Raw genomic sequence first — 23003 nt, 5'->3', positions numbered from 1 at the left:
ATTCAAACCAATTGGACGAAATGAATTTATGGAATGATTATGCCCGCCAGTTCGTGGTTTCAAGAGGAGGGGAGGTCTCGAATGAACAGACGACGCATATGGATTGCACTGCTGATCTTTTCGGCGGTGGTCATCAATTACGTGGATCGCATCGCGCTTTCGATCGCATCGAAACCCATAGCGGCGGAATTCGGGTTCACGCCGGTGCAGATGGGGTATCTGTTTTCCGGCTTTCTCTGGACCTATGTGGTCTGCCTGATCCCGCTTGGCCTGCTGGTCGAACGCGTCGGCCCCAAGCGCATGGTTGGCGGCGGTATCGCCATCTGGTCGGCAGCAACCGCATTGACGGCCGCAACGGGCGGTTTCGCATCGATCTTTTTTGCCCGCCTGGTGATGGGTGCAAGCGAGGCATCGACCTTCCCGGCCTGCGGCCGGATCATCCGTGACTGGTTTCCGCAGAAGGAACGCGGGCTGGTGACGACCCTGTTCAACGGCGGCTCTTCGGCCGGTCCCGCGATCGGCGCCATCGCGACAGCCGGTCTCGTCGAATATGCAGGCTGGCGGACGGCTTTCGTTGTCCTCGGCATTGTCGGTTATATCTGGCTCCTTGCCTGGCTTTACTGGTTCGCATCGCCCGAAAAGGCGACATGGCTTTCCGACACGGAGCGCCAGAAGATCATTCGCGAACGCAATGGCGATGAAAAGCAGGTCGTTCCGGTCGCCACTGCCCGGCCTTCGACGTTGAAATATCTCCTGTCGCAGAAAAGCATCTGGGGTCTCGTCGTCACCCAGGCCTGCCTTGTCTATACGGCCTATCTGTTCCTGACCTGGCTGCCGAGCTTCCTTCAGTCGACCCGTGAACTGTCGACGATGAACACGGGTTATCTGACCGCAGTTCCCTATCTGATTACCATCGTGCTCGGGGTGACGATCGCCTGGGCAAGCGACAAGATCCTCTCGTCCGAAAGTGTGCGCGCCGGCCGCAGACGCAATTTCATCGCCGCTATGGCGGTGCTGTCCCTGCTGATCCTGCTTGCGCCCAATGTCGGCGATCTCTGGGAACTGCTTCTCGTGCTGACGCTGGTCCTGACCGGCTCGACCACTGGCGCCGGCCTCAACTTCACGCTGGCGAGCGACCTGTTGCGCAATCCGGCCGACGTTTCGCGCGTCATCGCCATCACGGCACTTGGCGGCAACCTGTTCGGCCTGATCGCACCGATCATCACCGGGTATGTCGTGGCCGCCACCGGCGGTTATTCCAGCGCATTCGGTGTTGCCGCAGCCCTGCTCGTGGTTGGCGCCATCGCCACCCTGACAATGACCCGCAAACCGATCGAACCGGAATTCGATCCCGCAAGGGACGCGGCTTCGCTTCCAGAGGACATGGTAAGAGCATGACATATCACTACGCGACGTTGCGGCGGCCGATCAGCGACGAGACCAGGGCCTGGGTGAGCGAGGATTTCCCGGAAATCGCGCTCATCCGGAACGAGGACCTTCGTACCAAGGTCATCGAGGCCTGGAGTTATGCGCTCTGCTGCTCCGGCTTTGCCCGCATCACCGACATTCCCCCGGATGGCAATCCGGGGTCTCCGGTTCTCAAGACCGGAACCCAGGCTGATCATGTGCGTGGCGTGCTGCGGTATGCCCGCGCCATCGCCCGCGAATTCGAGGAAACCTATCCGCAGGTTTCGATCGACTGGGACATCCTGATTGCCGGCGCCGCCTGCCACGATGTCGGCAAACCTTATGAATTCGACGAGGAAAACCGTGCACGCTGGGCCGCCTCGCCCGCACAGGCCGGCGCCCCGACTTTCCGCCACTCTGTCTTCGGCATGCATGTCTGTCTCACCGTCGGCCTGCCGGACGAGGTCGCGCATATCGCCGTCGGCCACTCGTTCGAAGGCAATCACATGGGCGTCAGCACCGAATGCATGATCGTCCGTCAAGCCGATCACGGCTGGTGGCATGTGGCCGGCGCGCTGGGCCTGATCCGCGAAGACACGATGTCGGGTCTCGCAAGCAATCTGAGAAGCCGCTGAGCTTCCGGCCGCAAGAGGCCGACCAAAAGAAGATCCTGGGAGGAATTTGATGAACGAGAGACCGGATATCATCCGCAAGGCAGCGATACGCATCCTGCCGATCCTGATGCTGTGTTACCTGGCGGCCTTTCTCGACCGCGTGAATATCGGCTTTGCGGCGCTGACCATGAATGCCGATCTCGGCTTTTCCGCATCGGCCTTCGGCTTCGGCGCCGGGATCTTTTTCCTCGGCTATGTGCTTTGCGAGCTGCCGAGCAACCTGATGCTTGCGCGGGTCGGCGCGCGGCTCTGGATCGCCCGCATCCTTGTTACCTGGGGTATTCTTTCCGCCCTCACCGCCTTCGTTTGGAGCCCGCCGAGCTTCTATGTCGTCCGCATCCTGCTCGGTGCCGCCGAGGCCGGTTTCTTTCCGGGCATGATCTTCTACATGACGCTCTGGTTTCCCAAGGCCTATCGCGGCAGGATGTTTTCCACCTTTAACGTCGCCGTTCCCCTGGCTTCGGTCATCGGCGCTCCGCTGTCAGGCCTGATCCTGCAGGGCTTTGAAGGCGTCTGGGGCATGCATGGCTGGCAGTGGATGTTCATGATCGAGGGCATGCCGGCCGTCATCATGGGGTTTGTCGTGTTCTTCTTCCTGAAGGACAGCCCCGCCTCCGCCACCTTCCTCGATGAAGGCGAGCGCCGCTGGCTGACGGATCGGCTTGCCGCGGAACGCTCCGAACGCGAAAAGGCCGAGCATTTCTCGGTTGGCCGCGCCCTGATCGATCCCCGCGTGCTTCTGATGTGCCTGATCGCCGTCGGCCTTGTCATCGGCACCACGGGTATCGCGATCTGGATGCCGCAGTTCATCAAGCAGTTCGGCCTCTCGACCATGCAGACTAGCCTCGTCGCGGCCATCCCCTTCGCCTTCATGGCCGTCACGATGATCATGGTCGGCCGCCATTCCGACAAGACGGGCGAACGGGTGTGGCATACGGCGGGCCCCTTCCTCGTCAGCGCCTGCGGTTTCCTGATCGCCGCCTTCTCCTCGAGCCCGATCCTTGGCGTGATCGGCCTGACGATCGGTGCCGCCGGCATCGGTGGCGCTTCGCCGACGATCTGGATCTTCCCCTCGACGCTCCTGACCGGCACGGCAGCGGCAGCCGGCATCGCGCTGATCAACTCTGTCGGCAGCACCGGCGGCTTCTTCGGCCCGACCATCATCGGCTGGGTGCGCGATACGACCGGTGGCTTCCAGGGTGCGCTGATCTTCCTCGCCGTCGCCATGGCCATCACCGCCATCGCGATCTTCATCCTTGGCCACATCATGCGGGACATGATCCGGCCGAAGACGCAGAAACATGCCTGAACGGAATGCAGCCATGAAGATTACCGAAATCCGCCTTTACCTCCTCTCCGCACCCCTGGATGAACCGATCGGCAACGCGCTCGTCTTCTTTGCCAGCCGCCAGACCCTGCTGGTCGAGATCGTTGCCGGCGGCCTGTCCGGCTGGGGTGAGGCCTGGGTCGGACCGGCAACGGCTGCGGCAACGATCGAGCACCAGCTGTCGCGGCATCTGATCGGCAAGGACCCGACCGAGATCGGCGCCTTGTGGCAGAAAATGCGGGAGGCGAACGAGGGGGACGCCGTTATGCCGGCGATCGCGGCAGTCGACATGGCGCTGCATGACCTCACCGCCCGCGCCTGGGACATGCCGCTCCGGAAATTGCTCGGCGGCACCCGTCGCGACAAGGTCCGCGCCTATGCGAGCGGCCCCTTCTTCAAGCCGGGCGGCCATCCCTATCGGGATTTCGGCCGCGAACTCGACGGCTATCTCAAGCAGGGATTCCAGGCGTTCAAGCTCAGGAGCGGTTACGACCCCACGGACGATGTCACGGCCGTGATGAATGCCCGCCGGCAGATCGGCGCGGATGCCGACCTGATGATCGATTTCAACCAGTCCTGCACACCGCGCCGCTCGATCGCCACCTTCGCAGACATGGAAGAGGCGCGGCTTCTCTGGGTCGAGGAGCCGGTTCGGCCGACCGATCTTGCCGGTTACCGGCTGGCCTCATCCCACATAAGGACGGCGATCGCGGGCGGCGAGGCGATCTTCAATCCCGCAGGCTTTCTGCCGTTCCTGGCCGATGGCTCGATGGATGTGCTGCAGCCGGATATCGCCATTTGCGGTGGCCTGACCGGTGTGTCGCAGGTCGCGGCGCTGGCGGCCATGTATCTGCGGCCGGTCATCCCGCATGTCTGGGGAAGCACGGTGAATTTTCACGCGGCACTGCATCTGATCGCGACGCTGCCGCCCCATCGCGCTGGCGGCAAGGATCCCTATCCCTATATCGAATTCGACGTCGGCCCGAACCCGCTGCTCGACCTCGCCGGCCGGCCGCAGCTGGACAAGGATGGCATGGTGTCGGTTCCCGACCGGCCCGGCCTCGGCATAGACCTGAAGGCGGCTGATCTCGAACCCTACACGACGGAGCTGCGCACCATCCGGGCCTGATCTTCCCGAAAACTTTCTCCGGGCCGCGTTCAGTCACTCCCGACGCGAGATACCGGAGCAATTGCCGGCAGGTCACCCTGCCGGCATCTTTTTTGGAGGCTTACTTGCCGGCAACCGGATCCTTCAGCTTGTTGACGCGCAGGATCGTATCGCGGTTCAGCTTGTCCCGCTCCGGATAGGGCGTGCCCGTGACCACCGTGGCATAGCCATCATGGAAGCGCATGAAGGAGCCGTCATTGGCCGCGGAAGCCTGCGGCCATTTCGTCAGGCCCTTGCCGTTCGGATTGCCCGTCTTCACGAAGTTCGCGAGATAGGAGGACATGGTTTCGGCCATCCGGAAATCGGCTCCCGTCCAGAAACGCTGGCTTTCCTTGTTGCGCAGCGAATTGAAGAAATACCAGAGGTCGGACGAGTGGAAGGAGCCGTAAAATTCCGAATTGCGGCCGGGAGGTGCATTGTTGAAATAATAGGCGTAGATGTTGAAGTCCTTGTTGCGCTTCTTGGCGGTCTCGGCCGACACGAGATAGGCCTGCAGATTGTAATCCGACTTGGCACGCAGGCTCATGCGATAGGCTTCGAGCGGATTGGACGGCCGATAGACCTGTTTCCAGGCCTCGTCATATCCGAGCTTGCCCATCGCCTCGGCGAATTCCGCATCGGTCATGGTCTTGTCCGGACCGCCCATCAGCGACGTATATTCATCCGACGTGCCGCCCATCATGATGTCGATCCCATCCAGTGCATGCGGCCGCAAAAGATCGACCGACTTGTCGGTGAAGACATAGCCATCAATGGCATGCTGGGCCGGAATATTGGCCGCCTTGTGCAGCGCCTCGTAAAGCTGCGTCTTGCCATCGGCCGCCGTCTTGGAGATGAAATCGTCGGTCGGAATGGCGCGCAGGTCAGCAAGGCTCATCGGCTTGCCGAAGACCTGTTCGATCGCCTTGGCATTCTGCTTTTCGCGATCGGCAAGCGGTGTCATCGGCGATGGAAGAAGGCCGGTGAAGCCGCTTTCGATCACCGCCCGGTGGAACAGTCCTTTGGCGAGCGGCGAACGCAGAAGCATGGTCGAATTGCGCGCACCGGCCGACTGGCCGCCGATCGTCACATTCTTCGGATCACCGCCAAAACCGGCAATATTGTCACGCACCCATTTCAGCGCCGTGATCTGATCGAGCATGGCATAATTGCCGGAGACCTTGTTCGGGCTTTCGGCTGAAAGTTCCGGCAGCGCCAAGAAACCCGGCACGCCGGTGCGATACTGGATCGCCACCACGACGATGCCCTTGGCCGCCAGTTTCGACGCGTAGAACTCCATTTCGGAGCCATAACCGTGATGATTGCCGCCACCATGGATCCAGACATAGACCGGAAGCTTCTCGCCCTTGCGGTTGGCCGGGGTCCAGACATTCAGGTTGAGGCCGTTTTCACTTGCCTTCGGCAGGAAGGCCGGGTCGAAATAGAATTCATCGCCCCAGAACTGGCCGGTCGGATTGCCGTGAATATCCTGCAGGACCTGATCGCCCCATGTATCCGCCTTCTTCACCCCGTCCCATTTGACGACGGGCTGCGGCGGCTTGAAGCGGTTTTCGCCGCCGGTCGGGCCGGCAAACGGAATGCCCTTGAACACTTCGACGCCGGAGACATCCGTCTCGACGCCGCTGACCTTGCCGCCCTCGACCGAAACGGTACCGATCGAATTCGCCGCAAGGCCCTGCGCCTGCGATATCATCGAAACAACCCCTGCCATCGCGGCCATTTTCAGAATGTGCGATGCACTCTTATTCCTGGATCTGAACACTGAACCTCCTCCCGGCTGCCTGCTGCAGCCGATTCTGTCTTTCCTCAAGTGATGGGTCTGAAACACCTGCTATGGCAGGTCCCGGACAGGCCCTCCTCGAGCCTGCCCGGATTGTCTGGCATTACAGCGCGCCTGCGGCCTGCAGCACCTTGCGATCGAGATCGACGGCGACCCGCTGCTTCTTGTCGAAGACCATGGTTGCGGGATTGTCCGTCGTATAGGCCGGCCATTCGGGCAGGCCTTCCGCGCCCGGCTTGCCGGTGCGGGCGAAATTGACCCAGGCCTGGCTCATCTTCTTCGACAAGGCCAGCGCCTCCTCGCCACCGCCCGTCGAGGTTTTCACCAGGCCTGCATTGGCGAAGACATAAGGCAGTTCCGAGCAATGCCAGGACATGGCAATGCCGTCGAGAACCGGCGATTCATAGGCGAACATGTAGGAATAAACCGGCGCACCGGCCTGTTTTGCCTTCAGGTCGAGATCGCGAATGGCGCCCGGCCGGAAATAGGTATCGATGAAGAAGGCATCGCCGAGCTTCTTTTCCGGATAGGCGGCGAGAAAGGCCTTGCCCACCGCATCGGCCTTGTCGCCAAAACGCTTGGCGAGTTTTTCCTTTGCCTTGGCATCGTCCCAGCCATTCTTGTTATCGGCCAGAAGGTCGCCGGACTTGTTGCGGATGACGGTCTCGAACTCGTTCAGCGTATTGCCGACCATCAGCGGAATGTCGCGGGCCTGATCGACCCAGCTTTTGCCGACGGGATTGGCCGGAATGAAATCGCCATCCTCGACCGGCGCATAACGGGCATCCTTGGCGCCTTGCGCCGTCGCATCCTTGATCGCCTTGTCGGATGCGGCAAGCAGCTTGTAATAATCCATGTCCGCAAGCTTGCCGACCTCGTCAGGCTTGAGGCCGAGATTGGCGAGCGTCAGTTCGGCCACCTTGCGGGAAGACGCCTGGTCCGTGACGGAATCGACGCGCGAGCCGCTCTGGACGATCGCCTTTTCAAACAGGCCTTTTGCCGAGGGCGTACCCATCAGCGCCCTGACCTTATAGCCACCACCGGACTGGCCGAAGATCGTCACATTGTCCGGATCGCCCCCAAAGGCTTCGGCATTCTGCTTGACCCATTTCAGCGCCGCGACGAGATCGCTGACGCTGGCATTGCCGGAATATTTGTATTTGTCGCCATAGCTCGACAGATCGAGGAAACCGAGGACGTTGAGCCGGTGGTTGAGCGTCACCACCACCACGTCGCCCTCCTTGCTGAGGTTATGGCCGTCATAGGAGGTGAGCTCGATGCCAGATCCGTTGGTAAAGCCGCCGCCATGGATCCAGACCATGACCGGGCGCTTCTTGCTGTCCTTGATGCCGGGCGTCCAGACATTGAGGAACTGGCAATTCTCGCTCATCGGCAAATAGCGGTGCGGATTGAACAGCTCGTCGCCGGCCACGCTCGTCATCTGCGGAATGAAGCAATTTTCGCCATAGGTCACTGCCGGCCGCACACCCTGCCACGGCTTGACCTCTTCCGCCGGCATGAACCGGTCGGCACGCGCATAGGGAACGCCCAAATAGCTGTAGATCCCGCCATCGACGGCGCCGATCAGGCTACCCTTGTTGGTTTCGACGACGGTTTTTGCAGCCGAGGCGACGAATTCGTCGGCCACCGCCGGCCGGGCCTGCATGTTGAGCGACGTCATTGCGGCAAGTCCTACCCAAAGAAATACGTGCCGGTATCTGCTCGGCAAAGAGCGATGAAGCATCAGGCATCCTCCCATGATCCCAATAATCGGTTGAATAAAGCAACACCGAACATGCCCCCTCCAGTCCCAAGGGCATTCCGGCTGAAAGTCATTTGTTGATATGCGCAAAGCGCCACGCGGCCTCGGTGGGTTGGCCCCATCCGGCTCGCATTCGATCCTCCTCCACCGAGGATATTTGGGGCAGAAACCGGCGCTGTCCAATCAGGATTTCTTGACGCCACAAATTGGTTTTATCAATCTGTCCGGGCGTCCGATTTCCTGGACGCACAAAGTCATCCTGCGATCAATATTCCGGCGTGGGACGCCTTCTGCAATTCGATCAGCTCGGCCGGCGGGATGTGGCAATAGATTTCATGCCCGGGGCCTGCATTCTGATAACCGGGCTTCTGGGTCCAGCAGATCTCACCGACAACGCGGCCACAACGTTCGACAAAAGGACAGCCACCCGAGGCCTGTTTCGGCCGTTCGACCGCCGCGGGATTTATGACCTCCGCCTTGCCGGTACCGGCCGAAAGAAGCGCTTCGGTATAGGGATGGAGCGGCAGCGAATAGACCTGCGAAGCAGATCCTATCTCCATCGGTTTGCCGCGGAACATCACGACGATGCGGTCGCTGATCTGGCGCACCAAAGCGAGATCATGGCTGATGAAGAGAATTGCCGTTCCCGTCCTTTGCCGCAGATCCTGCAGAAGCTCGACGATGGCCGCCTGAACCGAAACGTCGAGGGCGGAAACACATTCGTCGGCGAGCAGAAGCTGCGGCTTGCCGGAAAGGGCGCGGGCGATGGCGACGCGCTGCCGCTGGCCGCCCGAGAGCGCCTTCGGCTTGCGGCTCGCAAGCCCCGGTAACAGCGCCACCAGCCCCAGCATTTCACGCGCCCGCGAACGGATGGACTGCCGGCTAAGATGCCCGGTCTCCAGCTTGCGGATGGCGCGACCGAGCGTCCAGCCGATCGTATGGGTCGGGTTGAGCGTCGAGTCCGGGTTCTGGAACACCATCTGCACCTGCCGCAACAGGCCGCGCTTGCGCCTTCGGACCGGAAGCCTTGCAATGTCCGTCCCGCCGATCAGGACGGAGCCGGACGTGGCGACGTCGAACCCCGCAATGATCTTGGCGAGCGTCGATTTTCCGGATCCGGATTCACCGACCAGCCCGAGGATTTCCGACTGGCGGATGTCCAGATCGATATCGTCATTGGCGAGAAAAAGCTCGCGGCCCGAGGCCGGATAACTCTTGCGAAGCTTGCGGATCGTAACAATCGGCGGCGCATCATTGAGCGCTGCGACTTCGGGCACGCCAGCGACACTCTCAAAGGCCGGGATTTCGCCGAGCCTTGCGCAATGAACCCTGTGCGACGCTTCCATCGTCGTCGCATCGAAGGGCTGATCACAGCTGGCAGAAGAATGGTAGGCGCAGCGCGATGCGAAGAGACAGCCGGGTCCGCGCTCACTGGGTGACGGCACGTGGCCGCGGATCGGCTGGAGGACGGCGCTCTGTCCGGGGAGGCATCTGACGAGGCCCTGGGTATATGGATGTCGCGGCGCTTCGAATATCAGGCCGGCCGGCGCTTCCTCGACAAGATCGCCGGCATAAAGCACGCCGACACGATCGCAGGCTTTCGAAACCAGATGCAGATTGTGCGAGATGAACAGCAGCGAGGTGCCGAACTGTGTCCTCAGATCCGAGATCAGCTCGATGACGGCCGCCTCGACGGTGACGTCGAGGCCGGAGGTCGGCTCATCGAGCAGGACCAGATCGGGTTTCGGCAGAAGCGCCATGGCGATCATCACACGCTGCTGCTGGCCACCGGAAATCTGGTGCGGATAACGGGCCATGATGGCGCCGGGATTGTCGAAACCGACGCGCGACAGCATTTCGGCGACGTTTTCACTGCGTGCCCGAACGGGGATATCGCTCTGCTCCAGCGCTTCCAGCAGCTGGCGGCCGATCCGCATGGTCGGATTGAGGCTCGCACCCGGATCCTGCTGGACGAAACCGATGCGCCGACCGCGCAGGGCGCGCAGCTGTTCGGGGCTGGCACTCAGCAGGTCGACCCCGTCATACCGGACACTGCCGCGCGCTCTTGCGATCTTCGGCATGTCGCCGATGACGACATTGGCGATACTGCTCTTGCCGCTGCCGGACTCTCCGACCAGCCCAAAGCTTTCGCCGCGGCCGATGCTGAAGGAAAGATCCCGCACGACCTGATCGGTGCCATAAAACAGAGACAGGTTGTCGATCTGGAGAAGCGGCGTCATCATTCCTCCTCCAGCCCATCGGCCAGCATGCTGAAGCCGATGACCAGCGAACACATGGCAAGGCCCGGAAACAGCGCCATATAGGGATAGACCGGGATCATCGTGACATTTTCCGCAACCATGCTGCCCCAGTCGGGATCGGGCGGCGGCAGGCCTAGACCAAGAAAACCGAGCGTTCCGACGGTAACCACCGCAAGGCCGGCGCGCATGGAAAGATCCGCAAGCAGCGGCCCGCGCGCATTCGGCAGAATTTCCAGAAACAGGAGAAAAAGCACGCTCTCGCCGCGCATCTCCGCGGCCGCGACATAACCACGCGAGCGCAATTCCAGCGTCAGGCCGCGCACGATGCGGCCGATGCTCGGCGCCGAGGCCAGCGTGATGGCAATGACGATATTGATGATCGAGGGACCGATCGAAGCGATCAGCACGATGTACAGGACGAGCGTCGGAAACGACAGGATAATATCCGATATGCCGGAAATGACGCGATCGACAAGACCGCCGAAATAACCGGAGGCAAGGCCGATCGCGGTCCCGGCTGCGAAGGCGGAAGCCGTGGCAATCGGAACCACCAGCAGTGTCGTGCGCGCGCCCCAGAGGATGCGCGAAAGAATGTCTCGGCCGAGAAGGTCTGTTCCAAGCCAATGGGCGGCACTCGGGCCAAGGTTTGAAAGGGCATCCATATCCTGCGCATTCGGCGGATAAGGCGCGATCAAGGGGGCGAGAAGCGCCGCCAGGACCCAGAACAGGATCAGCGAAATGCCGAGCCGTCCGCGCACCGATTTCGGCCAGAAGCGTTTCCACGATCCGGATGCGGCAGGTTCGACCGGTCTCTGAGAATTTTCGGATTGGGTCATGTCAGGCGCACCCGCGGATTGAGGGCGACATAGGAAATATCGGCGACCAGTTGCGTGACGCCGGCCATGGCAAGGCTGAGCAGGGTGATGGTCTGCACGAGCGCGAGATCGCCGAACAAGCCGGCCTGCAGCAGAAGCCGGCCAACGCCGGGATAGGCGAAGATCGACTCGCAGACGACCACGCCGCCGACCATCCAGTTCAATTGCAGGAGAAGCACGGTCAACGGCGGGATCATGCCGTTGCGGATCACGTGGCGCGTGACGATCTGGCGCTTGCTCAGACCTTTCAAAAGCGCTGTGCGGACAAAGGGCTTTGTCATGGTCTCGGCCATCGAGGCGCGCACGATGCGGGCGACATAACCAACGGTCGCCAGCGCCAGCACCGTGACCGGCAGGACCAGCTGGCTCGCGACTGACCATTGTTCGCTTGCCAGAAGCGGGCTCGTCCCCGGTAGCCAGCCGAGATAGGACACGAAGACGGTGAGCAGGATCACCCCGGCCGCATATTCGGGAATGGCGGTGATGATCAGACAGAGCGAACTGATCGACCAGTCCAGCCGCGTGCCGGCATTTGCGCCGGCCAGGATGCCGATCAGAAGCGAGAGCGGCACGATGAAGATCATCGCCACCGCGCCGAGCAGCGCCGAATTTCTGAGCGGTTCGCCAAGCACGTCGCGAACCGGCTGCTTGAACATCAGCGAATAGCCGAAATTGCCGAAATAACGTTCGCCCCTGCTGTCATGCAGATCGAGCCCCAACGCCGGATCGCCGAGCGGATTGGCCTTCAGCCCGACCAGCACCGATACCCAGTTGAGATACCGCCGGGGCAGCGATTGAGACAGCCCCAGCTTCTCGTCGAGTTGCGCCACCTGGTTCGGCAGCGCATAGGGCCCAAGAATCTGCCGCGACACCGTGCCGGGCGAAAATTCCGTGACGACGAACAGCAGAAAGCTGGAAACGATCGCCGTCAGGAGAAGCTGCGACAGCCGGCGAAGGGCGAAGTTCAGCATCGATTATGCTTTGAGCCAGAGATTTCTTGCGAAAATATACTGACTCGGGTGCATGGAGAAGCCGCCGACCTTTTTGGAATAGAAGGTCGCCTGCTTGCGCCAGGTCGCCTGGATCATCGGCCCGTCTTCCTGCAGGATCTTTTCGATCGGCTCCATCACCTTGCGGCGCTCGACCGGGTCGGCCAAGGATTCCGCCTGGGTCAGCAGCTTGTCGAATTCCGGATTGCTGTAACCCGATTCATTCCAAGGCGCGCCCGAACGGTAAGCAAGGCCGATATTCATGATGCCGAGCGGCCGGTGCGCCCAGGATGTCAGGCCAACGGGGACCTTCGTCCAGATATCGTAATAGGCCGAGGTCGGCATGACGTTGATCGTCGCATTGACGCCGATCTGCTTCCACATCTCGACGATCGCCTGCACGACAAGCACGTGATAGGCCGGCGTCTTGGTGACGGCGACTTCGAATGTCAGGCCATTCGGATAACCGGCCTCGGCCAGCAGCTGTTTTGCACGAGCGACATCCTGCTTGAAGGCGGGAAGCTGGAAATATTCGGGATGCACGGGCGCGACCATATGGTCCTCACCGGCGCTACCCATATCGCCAAGCGCAAGTTTTGCCACCGCCGCGTTGTCGACGGCCAGCTTCAGAGCGAGACGGACCTTCGGATCGCTGAACGGCTTCTGGTCGACCCTGAACCGCAGTGCCGGGCCGTCACCGGTCAGCACTTCGTAGCGCTGCAGGCTTGGCTGGCTGTTCAGCAAGGGCATCTGCTGCGGCTCGGCATTCAAGATGCCCTGGATCTGCCCGGAAATCAGGGCTGCCGGCACGGCTGCACGCTCGTCGCCGTAATCGACGAATTCCAGCCGGTCGAGATAGGGCTTGTTGCCCCAGTAATTCTTGTTGGGCTCGTAAACGACATTGCGCCCCGGATTGTGCTCGACGACCCGGAAGGGGCCGGTGCCGTTGATCCCGACCCGGAACTTTGCCGAGGCGGTCGGATCGACCATGGCGAAGGAATAGTGGAACAGGTGTTCCGGCACGGCGATCTGCGCCACCTTGAGATTGAGCCGGACGGTATGGTCGTCGACCTTCTCGACCGCATTGGCATCCCAGAGCGAATGGCTCTTCTTGCCATCGGCAGCGGCCGTCTCGTTCAGCATATAGCCCTTCATCAGGCCGAGCACGGAGGAACCGGTCTCGTCTGCAAGCAGGCGCTTGATATTCCAGGTCACGTCATCGGCGGTGAAATCGCGGCCGTCCTGCCATTTCACGCCCTTGCGCAGGTTGAGCGTCCAGCTGCGCAGGTCTTCGCTCGGCTTCCAGCTTTCCAGAAGATAGGGCCGCGTGATGTTGTCCGCGCCCGTTTCCGTCAGATATTCCAGCGTCTGCCGCGTCGAGTTGGACGCATCGATACTGGTCATCGTCGCAGGATCGGCTGCCGTGTTCTTGTTCTCGATACGGATCGAGCCGCCGGCCTTCGGCGTTTCCTGTGCCCGCGCCGGACGCACCTCGCCGGCCATCATCACGGCCGCGGAGGCCGAAACGCCGAGCAGCGTGGCGGTGCGCAGAAACTCGCGCCGATTTATCTGCCCCTCTGCCAATTGGGAGCGCAGACGCGGGATATAGGCATGATCATTCTTGTCGGACACGGATCTGTTCTCCCCAGTTGGACTGACATCGCTTGAGTTCTCGCCGGATTACGCCCGGATCTGACTGCCTTCCAGTTCCCATTGGATAGGCCGATGGCTCAAGGTACAAATGTGTTTATTTATGGTCAAGAAGAAAAATATGTTTCTTTTTGTGTTGCGGATTGCTACTCCTGCCAACCAGCAGAGACGCTTCACAGCGGAGAGAAACGATGGCGGCCGCACACCGTGTTGCCTATTTCAACGGACAGTTCATGCCCGAACGCGAGGTTCTGGTCCCTTACCGGGACCTGAGTTCGCTGCGCGGTTACGGCGCCTTCGACCTGACCCGGACCTTTCACGGAAAACCCTTCCGGCTGAAGGAACATGTCCAGCGCCTTTATCGCTCGCTGAAATATCTCGATATCGATTGCGGGATTTCCTTCGACGACATGATGGCGCTCAGCGAAGAAACGCTGGCGCGTAACCGCCATCTCCTGACCGAGCGCTCCGACTACTGGGTCGGCCAGCGGATCAGCGCCGGCGTACAGGCGATCGGTGACGAAGGCTGGGACCATGTCGGCCCCAATGTCATCATCGAATGCTGCCCGCTGCCGATCCAAAAGCGCGCCAGCCTGTTCCGCGATGGCATCAAGGTCGTGACCCCCGCCACGCCACGCACGGCGGCGAAAGCGCTCAGCCCGCGCGCCAAGATGAACCAGTATCTCAACATCATCCTGGCCGGGAACGACGTCAAACGCCTCGACCCGCAGGCCTGGGCGCTGATGCTGGACGAGAACGGCAATCTCGCGGAAGGCGAAGGCAACAATATCTTCCTCGTCTGCGACGGCGTGCTGATGACACCCCGCGCCAACAACATCCTGCCGGGCATCAGCCGGGCAACGGTGATCGAGATCGCCAAGAACCTCGGCATCGAATGCCGCGAAACAGATCTCGACCTTTATGACGCGGCGATCGCCGACGAGATGTTCATCGCCTCGACGAGCCTGTGCATCTGCCCCGTCTCCTCCTTCAACGGCCGCAAGGTCGGGGAAGCGGTCACCGGACCGGTCACGGCCCGGCTGACCGCCGCCTATATCGACATGGTCGGCTGCGACTTCGTGCAACAACATCTCAGCTGGCTGGAATAGGATCGCCATGAAACGCAAGATCACCGCCGAAGGCGTCGCCGTTCCCGGCGCTCCCTTTACCAGCGCCATCGCCGTCACCTCGGGCACGATGGTCCATACATCGGGCTTCATGGCGCGCGACCCGGAGAGTGGAAAAATCCTCCATCCCGGCGATGCCGAGCGCCAGACGCTCGAATGTTTCGGCAAGATCGAAAAGGTGCTCAAGGCGGCGGGCGGCACGCTTGATGACATCGTCAAGATGACCGTCTTCCTGCGCAACACATCCGATTACGAAGCAATGAACCGCGCCCGGCGGTCTCGGCTTACGGGCATCGACTATGCCAGCTCCACCGTCATTACCGGCCTCGTGGCCGAGGAAGCGCTGGTCGAGATCGAATGTGTCGCCGTGATCGGCACCGATGATGCGGTGGCGCCATGAGCGATCTCGGTTCATTCAGCCAGTCCGCCGATATGGCCGTCGCCATCGAACACAGCGCCGCCTTTCATCGTGATCTCGTTGCCCAGACGATCCGCGAGGCCGTCGCTGGCGACGGCGTCTATATCATCGACCGGAGTGGCAGGCGTTTTCTCGACGGCAGTTCCGGCTCCGGCCCCTCCTGCCTCGGCCACAGCAATGCCGCGGTACGGGCGGCCATGCATGCGCAGATCGACAGGATCGCCTATGCCCATACCGCCTTCTTCACCAGCGCGCCGATGGAAGAACTGGCCGACAACCTGATCGCCGATGCGCCCGGAAAACTGTCGCATGTCTGGTTCACCAATAGCGGCGCCGAAGCCGCTGATGCTGCGCTGAAACTGACCCGCCAGTATTTCGTCGACAAGGGCGAGCCGGAGCGGCAGATCATCATCGGCCGCCGCGCCGGTTATGTTGGCAGCACGCTGGCGGGATTGGCGGCCGGCGGCAGCGATATCCGCCGGAAACCTTTTCTGCCGATGCTTCCGACCAATACGGCCCATATCGGCCCGGCCTATGCCTATCGCGGCATGCAGGACGGTGAAACGGTCGATGATTTTTCGATGCGGTCCGCGCGCGAGCTCGAAACAAAGATCGAAGAACTCGGCCCCTCGCGGGTCGCGGCCTTCATCTGCGAGACAATCGTCGGCTCGACCCTCGGCGCAGTCCCCGCCCCCGAAGGATATTTTCGCGAGATCCGCCGGATCTGCGACCGCCACGGCATCCTGCTCATCCTCGACGAAGTCATGTGCGGCATGGGGCGTACGGGAAGCCGGTATGCCTTCACGGAGGAGGGCGCATGTCCGGATCTCGTGATGATCGGCAAGGCGCTGGCAGGTGGTTATGCACCGCTTGGCGCGGTTCTGGTCAGCGCCGACATCCATGATGCGATCAGGGACCGGACCGGTTTCTTCTGGCACGGGCACAGTTTTCACGGCCACACGCTCGCCTGCACGGCAGCGCTTGCCGTGCAGCATGAAATCCGCGACCGCGATCTTTACCCGAATATCCGAACGGCCGGAGATCATCTCGACTGGCTGCTGCATGAGCGTTTTGCCGAGCATCCGCATGTCGGCGATATCAGGGGCCGCGGCCTGATGCAGGGGATCGAGATCGTCGCCCACCGCCCGACCAAGCGCAATTTCGACGCTTCCCGGCAGATCCATGCCAGGCTCACCCGCCACGCGCTCGACCTCGGGCTTATCTGCTATGCCTCCGGCCCCTCGCCCGAAAGCGGCGTCGGCGACCATGTCCTGCTGATGCCCCCCTATATCGTCGAGCCGCATCATATCGAAGAGATCGTGGACAAGCTTGGGCAAGCGCTCGATCGCGCTCTGGAGGAGGCCGTCTGAACTGGTGCCGACAGTCATCCTCTTGTTAGGATGACGGCATCAGGAGCCAGCCGAGAGAGCGAACATGAATCTGGACGAGATCAACAGCAGGATCGACGAAGCCTTCGGGACATACCCGAAACAGCTTCGCGTGGCTGCTCGTTACGTGCGCGAAAACCCCGACAAGATCGCCCTTCATTCGCTCAGGCAGGTGTCGGATATGGCAAGCGTCCACCCGTCCAACCTGATGCGCCTCGTGCGCGAACTGGGTTTTGATCGTTACAGCGAATTCCGCGATCCGTTCCGCGACTGGCTGGGCAGCGGCCAGACGACCATGCGCGGCCGCGTCGAGGGATTGAGGACCAAGGGCAAGCTCGGCCAGATGAGCGAAACCGTTGCCGAAGTTTTCGCCCGCGACATTTCCGATGTCGAGGCGACGGCGAGCCAGATCAGAACCGAGGACCTTGTCGCCGCGGCCGACATGATCATCGCCGCAAGACGCGTCTTCATCGTCGGCTTCCGCAGCCTGCACTCGGCCGCCTTCTTCTTCCACTATAGCTGCCGGATGTTTTCGGCCAATGCCGTGCTGGTCGACGGACGCGGCGGTGCAATGGGCGACGAGGTGCGTGATGCCGGACCGGAAGACGTGGTCGTCGTGCTCTCTCACAAGAGCTATTCGCGCGACGCCCTGAATATCGCCCGTTATGCCAAGAATGCCGGCTCCCGGATCATCTCGATCATCGACAGTCCGCTCGCGCCGACCGCCGCCATTTCCGACGTCCGGCTGGTGCTCTCCGCAAGCAACGCGTCGGTGCTGTCCTCGGTCGTATCCACGCTCTCGGTGGTGCAGGCCCTGATCACCGTCATCGTCAGCAAGATCGGCGACGATGTCTTTGAAACGATGAAACGAAATGACGCCTTCTACAAGGCGCTCGACACGTTCGTGGAGGATTGAGAGACCGCAGATCCAGCCTTGCGGTCGAACATGTCACATCAACTGCGTCACCGGATCCGGATGACGCGATCGACCGCAAAGCCGGAACAATCCGGCAAAACTATTTCCGGAGGAACTCTCGACAATGACGACTGGCAATAACGGCCGCCTCGGCCAGATCACGGTGACCGGCACGCATTACGATATCGGCGTCCAGCTCGGCAGGCATGCCGCCGATCTCTTTCACAGCTATACCGTTGCCGGTGGGGTCTGGGCGCGGGTGATGGACTGGCGCGACGATCCACGCGTGACACGCATGCGCAGCATGGTGGAGGAACGTTTTCCGCCCTATTGCCAGGAGATCCGCGGCCTCGCAGCGGCTCTGGAACTGCCCTATGACGACATGATGCTCTGGCATTTTCGCGGCGACGTCTGGGAAATGCCGCCGGAAGGCTGCACGACGATACAGGTCCCCGGCAAGACGCCGGTCATCGCGCATAACGAGGATGGAGATGCCGGCCAGTTCAGCCGCTGCGCCATCGCCCATGTCAGGCCAGACGGTGGAAAGGCCTTCAGCGCCTTCATCTATCCCGGCTCGGTGCCCGGCCAGGCCTTTGCGGTGACCGAAGCGGGCCTAGTTTCAACCATCAATCATATCGGCGCCCATAATGCCGGTGTCGGCCTGCCGCGCATGCTGCTCGGCCGCGCCCTTCTCGATTGCGGCACGCTCGACGAAGCCGTTACCCTGCTCAAGACATCGGAACGCTCCGGCGCCTATCACGTGACCCTGGCACAGGCGGGCGACGAGCGTCTGTTCGGCGTCGAGTTCACCCATTCCGGCTGCTCGGTCCGCCGGATCGAACACGCGGAGTGCCATTCGAATCACATGATCCACAAAGGCATTTCCGACGAGCCACAGGAAATCTCCCCCTCGTCCAAGGCCAGGCTGCAGCAGGGAAGCGAACTCATCGGAAAAGGCGGCAATATCGATCCCCTCGACATTCTCTGGGACAAGAGCGATCCAAAATTGCCGCTCTACCGCCATGCGCCGGAAGACGAATATCACACGCTTGCCACCGCCGTTTTCCATATCGACGAAAAGGCGGTGCACTGGAGCGTCTATGATCGCGCCGGTGAGCCACCATGTTTTTCGAGCCCGGCAAATTGACCAGTCCACGCCCGGTCTCGATCGCGGTCGCCCCGAACGGCGGCAGGCGCACCAAGGCAGATCATCCTGCCCTGCCGATGACGGCAAAGGAGCTCGCGCATGTCGCGAGCCTCAGCCTCGATGCCGGCGCCAGCATGATCCATGTCCACGCCCGCGACGGCCAAGGCCGACACGTGCTCGATGCGGACGCCTATCGCGACATCATACGAGCGATCGAAGATGCGGTGGGCGACAGGCTCGTGATCCAGATCACCAGCGAATCGCTCGGCATCTATGATCCGTCAGAACAGATGCGGGTGGTGAGGGAGGTGAAGCCGGAAGCGGTGTCGCTTGCCCTGCGCGAACTCTTGCCGAGCAAGGAGAGCGAGAAGGAGTTCGCCGCCTTCCTGTTATGGCTGCGGAAGGAAAAAATCGCGCCGCAATTCATTCTCTATACGCCGGCCGAAGCGTTATGGCTCGCCGACCTGCAGACCCGCGGCGTGGTCCCGTTCGAGCGGCTTTCCGCTCTCTACGTGCTTGGCCGATATACGGTTGGCCAGACATCGACGCCAGCCGACCTTCTGCCCTTTCTCGACGGTGCCATGCCCCGGTTTCCGCATTGGACCACCTGTGCCTTCGGCCGCAACGAGGCGGCCTGCGTTACGGCCGGCGCACTGCTGGGCGGGCATATTCGCGTCGGATTCGAGAACAACCTCTCCATGCACGATGGCCGGACGGCCAGCGGAAATGATGAGCTTGTCGGCTTTGTGAGAGATAACCTCCTGCAATACGGATATACGGCAGCAACTGCCGATGAACTCAGGTCCGAAATGGCTTGAAGGACATCCGGCCACATTCCAGCAACCCTCCGGAAGAGAATAAAGAAAAATCAACTTTTGCGCGAACAAGTCTATTAAATACCGGATCAGCAGACTGAACCATTCAGTCTATATTGTTGGCGATCACTTGGTTCGCGCTGATACAATTCGTCAACAAGTCGTGATCACGCGACAGATCATCTACGCAACCTTTGACGTATCCCGTCTGGACTGGGCGTTGCAGCGGGTTTAATTTTGCAAGCCGCGCCTTCCGTGAATCATGATATCTAATTAGATTTATTGAATATAAGAGGGTGCGAAGGCCTAACGGGGATAGGGCGGGAATGGCGTCGCGCCAGGGCGAATCGGGTAGTACAACCTATATATTTGGTCCGTTCAGATTCAGCCCTGAACGGCAGCTTCTGTCGCGCGACGGCCTGCCGGTCAGGATCGGTGGAAGGGCCCTCGATATCCTGACCCTGCTCGTGCGGCATCCGGGCGATGTCGTCAGCAAGAGTGAGCTCATCGCCTTTTGCTGGCCGAGCACCTATGTCGAGGAAAGCAATCTCAAGGTCAATGTCGCAAGCCTGCGCAAGATCCTTACGGAAGGTTCGGAAGAACCTTTCATCGCGACCGTTGCCGGCCGGGGATACCGTTTCGTTTCGCATGTCCAGACCGAGCATTCGGAGCCCGATCCCGTCAGGGTCGCGGCAAAACAATGGAAGCCGACGCTCAAGCCGCAGGACGTCATCGGCCGCGCCGAGGAGATCGACAGCCTTACCGCGATGCTCCGCGATACGAGATGCCTGACGATCGTGGGCTCCGGGGGCATCGGCAAGACCACGGTCGCGCTCGCCCTCGCCCACAACGTGCTTGCCGACTACGCGCAGGGCGTTTCCTTCATCGACATGTCGACGGTTGGGGATGAGCAATATGCAACGGCAGCCATCGCCGCACGGCTGGGTGCGAGACAACGCTCAGACGACACATTGTCGGAGCTGGTTGCGCTCCTGCATGACAGCGAGATGCTTCTGATCCTCGACAATTGCGAGCATCTGTCGCCAATCATCTCCTCGATTGTCATGCGACTGCTGGAAGCGCTGCCAAACTTGCGGATCCTTGCCACCAGCCGCGAGCCGCTTTTCATCCCGTCGGAACAGCTTTACCGACTGCCCGGGCTCGTCGCCCCCGGTCCCAATCAGGGCGGTACCGCAACGGAAGCCGCAGAATTCAGTGCCGTGAAACTGTTCGTCGCGCGCGCCAGCGGTCGCCAGGAATATACGCTGAACGATGCGGACGCTCCCCTAGTCTCCGCCATCTGCCGCCGTCTTGACGGCATACCGCTTGCAATCGAGCTTGCTGCCAGCAAGACATTTGCCTATGGCCTGCCGACCTTGGATGCCATGCTTGAGCAAAAATTCCTTCTTCTCAGCAATGGCGAACGCACGGCACCGCTTCGCCAGCAAACGCTGCTGGCAACCCTCGACTGGAGCTACAGGCTCCTGTCCGAAGAAGAAGCGACGCTCCTGCGGTTCCTCTCGGTTTTTGCTGGCCGGTTCCGCATGGAGGATGCCGCTGTGATGGCCGGGGTCATTCCCTATGACCTTGCCCAGACGATCGACGGTATCGAGCGGTTGACCAGCAAATCGCTCATCTGTGCCGAGTATCAGGATGGGCTTCAGTCCTACAGGCTTCTTGAAAGCACGCGGGCCTTTGCGGCGGAGAGATTGCTCGATGCCGGCGAACACGATGATGCATTGCGGCGGCATGCGCTATCGATGCTGGCCGTGTTCGAAAAGGCAGCGGGTGAATCGGAGAGCCGCGACAAGGGAGAATGGATGGCCGAATACGCGCATCGGCTGGATGATGCGCGCAATGCCATGGATTGGGCTTTTGGCCCGAAGGGAGACCGGATGCTGGGCATCCGGCTGACGATCGCCACAATCCCCTTGTGGTACGAGCTTTCCGCGTTGAACGAGATGCAGACGCGTGTCGATTGCGCCCTCCGCGCAACACGCGAATGCGCAACCCGACCGAAAGAGCTGATCATGAAGCTGGTGGCCGCCCGCGCTTCCGGCCTCGTCTTCGCACAGCATCTGCCGCTCGATACGGAAAGCGCGTGGCGGGAATGTTACGAACTCGCGATCGAGATCGGCGATACGAAATACGAGATCATGGGCCTGTGGGGCCTGTCGTCGTTCCTCCTCTATACCGGCAAGCCGCTCGAAGCCCTTGCCGGCCTGCATCGTCTGGTCGGGCTTTCGGAAGCGCAGGCGGATTCATTTGCCGTCGATGAAGCACATCGCATGATGGCAACGGCCGAGATCTACATAGGAGAGGTGGCCACTGCCCGGCAAAGGCTCGAGCGTCTCGCCGCCCGCCATCGTCGCCTGAGCGACCCCGCACGGTTCGCCCGCTTTCATTCGGAGCGCGGCGTCGGCGTCCGATGCACGCTGTCTCTGGCGCTCTGGGCCTCGGGAGAGCCGTCCCGGGCGATGCAGGTCGCCCGCGCGGCCGTCGAGCGTGCGAAGGTTTCCGGGCACGTCGTCTCGCAGTGGAATGCGCTCGCGGTCTTCTCCGTGCCGATCTCGTTCTGGTCGGGCGACTATATCGCCGCTGAAGAATTTCTGCTTGCCGCCGAAGAATGCGGCAAGATGGAAGATGTCGGTGCGTGGCGGGAAGTCTGCCGTTTCTTCAGGAGCGCCCTGCGCGCCAAGCGCCAGGAACCGGGTGCCATCGCCGAGCTGAAGTCGCGGCTGAAGGAAATGATGGAGGCAAGGCAGGTCCTGCGGGCTCCGATGTATCATGCCATGGTCGCCGAGGCGCTGCTTGACTGCAATTGCGTTTCCGAGGCGCAGGCCATGGCGCAGGTGGCGCATTCCCTGGCCATTCAGCAGGATGCCCATTGGTGCATGCCTGAAATCATGCGCATCATCGCCCTTACCGAGCTTCAACTCGGAAGCCCAGAAAAGGCCGAGCAGCAACTTGGCCATGCCATCTCAAAAGCGGCATCGATGGGTGTGCTTACGCTCGAACTTCGGGCGGCTCTCTCCTTGTCGATAAAGCTGATCGAGGACGGCCGTGATGAGGAAGCACATGACCTTCTCAATACAATCTGCGCCAAATTTCCGAGGAGCGAGTCTTTTGCAGATCTGACGCGGGCACGCGGTCTGCTCCTCAACCTCTGCCGCACGGGCGTCGATATCGCCGCCTCGGCGTAACTGGGCTGAACCAGGTTTCGGCCGGGAAATTGCAGCCGGCTACCGTTGGAACAATTTCACCAGATTTAACTCGATTTTACAGGCGTGCATGACTAC

At 61.2% G+C, this 23003-nt stretch carries 17 protein-coding genes; 11 read left to right on the top strand and 6 right to left on the bottom strand.

Annotation, left to right across the window (positions count from 1 at the left end; translation table 11 throughout):
* Positions 1 to 81: 81 nt before the first annotated feature.
* The 4 genes from FHW37_RS04480 to FHW37_RS04465 are packed head-to-tail and all read left to right on the top strand — an operon-like array spanning position 82 to position 4537.
* Complete coding sequence (locus tag FHW37_RS04480; protein ID WP_145633042.1) at positions 82 to 1398, top strand: MFS transporter; 1317 nt, start codon at positions 82 to 84, stop codon at positions 1396 to 1398.
* Positions 1395 to 2042, top strand: a complete 648-nt coding sequence (locus FHW37_RS04475) for an HD domain-containing protein (protein ID WP_145633040.1) — start codon at positions 1395 to 1397, stop codon at positions 2040 to 2042. The genes FHW37_RS04480 and FHW37_RS04475 overlap by 4 nt, the downstream gene beginning before the upstream one ends.
* A gap of 49 nt (positions 2043 to 2091) precedes the next feature.
* Positions 2092 to 3390 carry an MFS transporter gene (locus FHW37_RS04470; protein ID WP_145633037.1) on the top strand — a complete coding sequence of 433 codons (1299 nt, stop codon included), beginning with the start codon at positions 2092 to 2094 and terminating at the stop codon, positions 3388 to 3390.
* Positions 3391 to 3403: 13 nt separating this feature from the next.
* Positions 3404 to 4537 carry a mandelate racemase/muconate lactonizing enzyme family protein gene (locus tag FHW37_RS04465; protein WP_186458137.1) on the top strand — a complete coding sequence of 378 codons (1134 nt, stop codon included), beginning with the start codon at positions 3404 to 3406 and terminating at the stop codon, positions 4535 to 4537.
* 100 nt (positions 4538 to 4637) lie between these two features.
* Here the strand turns inward: FHW37_RS04465 and FHW37_RS04460 are convergent, their stop codons facing one another.
* The 6 genes from FHW37_RS04460 to FHW37_RS04435 all read right to left on the bottom strand — a co-directional run bounded on the left by FHW37_RS04460 (position 4638) and on the right by FHW37_RS04435 (position 13875).
* Entirely contained in the window at positions 4638 to 6269 is a 1632-nt protein-coding gene (locus tag FHW37_RS04460) for a carboxylesterase/lipase family protein (RefSeq protein ID WP_246690659.1), read from the bottom strand.
* Between the two features lie 190 nt (positions 6270 to 6459).
* A complete protein-coding gene (locus tag FHW37_RS04455; protein WP_246690658.1) occupies positions 6460 to 8037 on the bottom strand; it encodes a carboxylesterase/lipase family protein in 1578 nt (525 codons plus the stop codon).
* 335 nt (positions 8038 to 8372) lie between these two features.
* The gene (locus tag FHW37_RS04450; protein ID WP_186458136.1) at positions 8373 to 10358 is read right to left on the bottom strand and encodes an ABC transporter ATP-binding protein; all 1986 of its coding nucleotides are present in this window, start codon (positions 10356 to 10358) and stop codon (positions 8373 to 8375) included.
* Positions 10358 to 11215 (bottom strand): ABC transporter permease, encoded by an 858-nt coding sequence (locus FHW37_RS04445; protein WP_145633023.1) that lies wholly within the window; start codon positions 11213 to 11215, stop codon positions 10358 to 10360. The genes FHW37_RS04450 and FHW37_RS04445 overlap by 1 nt, the downstream gene beginning before the upstream one ends.
* Positions 11212 to 12225 carry an ABC transporter permease gene (locus tag FHW37_RS04440; protein WP_145633020.1) on the bottom strand — a complete coding sequence of 338 codons (1014 nt, stop codon included), beginning with the start codon at positions 12223 to 12225 and terminating at the stop codon, positions 11212 to 11214. Before FHW37_RS04440 ends, FHW37_RS04445 begins: the two co-directional genes overlap by 4 nt.
* A 3-nt stretch (positions 12226 to 12228) precedes the next feature.
* The gene (locus FHW37_RS04435) at positions 12229 to 13875 is read right to left on the bottom strand and encodes an ABC transporter substrate-binding protein (protein WP_145633017.1); all 1647 of its coding nucleotides are present in this window, start codon (positions 13873 to 13875) and stop codon (positions 12229 to 12231) included.
* 209 nt (positions 13876 to 14084) lie between these two features.
* Here FHW37_RS04435 and FHW37_RS04430 point away from each other — a divergent pair, with 209 nt between their 5' ends.
* From FHW37_RS04430 to FHW37_RS04400, 7 genes are all read left to right on the top strand, one after another.
* Positions 14085 to 15002: an aminotransferase class IV gene (locus FHW37_RS04430; RefSeq protein ID WP_145633014.1), complete on the top strand. Its 918-nt coding sequence runs from the start codon at positions 14085 to 14087 to the stop codon at positions 15000 to 15002.
* Positions 15003 to 15009: 7 nt separating this feature from the next.
* A complete protein-coding gene (locus FHW37_RS04425; RefSeq protein WP_145633013.1) occupies positions 15010 to 15420 on the top strand; it encodes a RidA family protein in 411 nt (136 codons plus the stop codon).
* Positions 15417 to 16808 (top strand): aspartate aminotransferase family protein, encoded by a 1392-nt coding sequence (locus tag FHW37_RS04420; RefSeq protein WP_246690657.1) that lies wholly within the window; start codon positions 15417 to 15419, stop codon positions 16806 to 16808. The genes FHW37_RS04425 and FHW37_RS04420 overlap by 4 nt, the downstream gene beginning before the upstream one ends.
* 64 nt (positions 16809 to 16872) lie before the next feature.
* Complete coding sequence (locus FHW37_RS04415; protein ID WP_145633010.1) at positions 16873 to 17742, top strand: MurR/RpiR family transcriptional regulator; 870 nt, start codon at positions 16873 to 16875, stop codon at positions 17740 to 17742.
* Between the two features lie 124 nt (positions 17743 to 17866).
* Positions 17867 to 18889, top strand: coding sequence for a C45 family autoproteolytic acyltransferase/hydolase (locus FHW37_RS04410; RefSeq protein WP_145633008.1), 1023 nt, complete (start codon positions 17867 to 17869; stop codon positions 18887 to 18889).
* The gene (locus tag FHW37_RS04405) at positions 18865 to 19707 is read left to right on the top strand and encodes a 3-keto-5-aminohexanoate cleavage protein (RefSeq protein WP_145633005.1); all 843 of its coding nucleotides are present in this window, start codon (positions 18865 to 18867) and stop codon (positions 19705 to 19707) included. Before FHW37_RS04410 ends, FHW37_RS04405 begins: the two co-directional genes overlap by 25 nt.
* A gap of 323 nt (positions 19708 to 20030) precedes the next feature.
* Entirely contained in the window at positions 20031 to 22907 is a 2877-nt protein-coding gene (locus FHW37_RS04400) for an ATP-binding protein (RefSeq protein ID WP_145633002.1), read from the top strand.
* The last annotated feature ends 96 nt before the right edge of the window (positions 22908 to 23003 follow it).

It is taken from the genome of Neorhizobium alkalisoli (assembly GCF_007829835.1).
GTDB lineage: Bacteria > Pseudomonadota > Alphaproteobacteria > Rhizobiales > Rhizobiaceae > Neorhizobium.
The sequence above is the reverse complement of the archived record's forward strand: the minus strand, read 5'-3'. Positions and strand labels throughout refer to the sequence as shown.